The organism is Arthrobacter sp. NPDC056691, assembly GCF_042791415.1.
Classification (GTDB): domain Bacteria; phylum Actinomycetota; class Actinomycetes; order Actinomycetales; family Micrococcaceae; genus Arthrobacter.
Genome location: NZ_JBHTXX010000078.1, coordinates 1 through 1,174, shown reverse-complemented (window position 1 = coordinate 1,174; position 1,174 = coordinate 1). Strand labels below are relative to the sequence as shown.

The following is a 1,174-nucleotide window of genomic DNA, read 5'->3' as shown; positions in this document are numbered from 1 at the left end:
GACTGGTCCTTCCGGGTCGGGTTCACCCCGCGTGAGGGCCTGGTCCTGCACCAGCTGAAGTTCCGTGACCAGGGCGTGGACCGTCCGGTGATCAACCGGGCCTCGCTCTCGGAAATGGTCGTCCCCTACGGTGACACCGCCCCGGTGCAGGCGAAGAAGAACGCGTTCGATTCCGGTGAGTACAACATCGGGAACATGGCCAACTCCCTGACCCTGGGCTGTGACTGCCTGGGCGAGATCAAGTACTTCGACGGCAACTCCGTGGATTCCCACGGCAACCCGTGGACGATCGAGAACGCGATCTGCATGCACGAGGAAGACGACTCGATCCTGTGGAAGCACTTCGACTTCCGCGAGGGCACCGCCGAGACCCGCCGTAACCGCAAGCTCGTGATCTCCTTCATCGCCACGGTCGCGAACTACGAGTACGCCTTCTACTGGCATCTGTTCCTGGACGGGTCCATCGAGTTCCTCGTCAAGGCCACCGGCATCCTCTCCACCGCCGGCCAGCAGCCCGGCCAGAAGAGCCCGTACGGGCAGTCCCTGAACAACGACGGGCTCTACGCACCCATCCACCAGCACATGTTCAACGTCCGGATGGACTTCGAACTCGACGGCACCAACAACTCCGTCTACGAAGTCGACATGGAATACCCCGAGCACAACCCCACCCACACCGCGTTCAAGGCCGTGGACCGGCTCCTGGAAACCGAACAGGCCGCGATCCGCAAAACCGACTCCGCCAAACACCGGTTCTGGAAGATCGCCAACCACGAATCCAAAAACATCGTGGACGAACCCGTCGCCTACCGGCTGATCCCCACCGACGGGATCCAGCTCGCCGCCGGCGATGAGTCCTACGTCTCCAAACGCGCCCAGTTCGCCCGGAACAACCTCTGGGTCACCGCCTACGACCGGACCGAACGCTTCGCCGCCGGCGAGTACCCCAACCAGGCCACCGGCGCCGACGACGGCCTGCACATCTGGACCCAAAAAGACCGGAACATCGTCGATACCGACCTCGTGGTCTGGTACACCTTCGGCATGCACCACGTCGTCCGCCTCGAAGACTGGCCCGTCATGCCCCGCCAGAACATCGGCTTCATGCTCGAACCCCACGGCTTCTTCAACCAAAACCCCACCCTCAACCTCCCCACCGAAACCCGCGGCACCA

General features: G+C 63.0%; 1 pseudogene. It reads left to right on the top strand.

Annotation, left to right across the window (positions count from 1 at the left end):
* A pseudogene (locus ACFRAU_RS26075) lies at positions 1 to 1,174 on the top strand (tyramine oxidase); the annotation flags it as partial.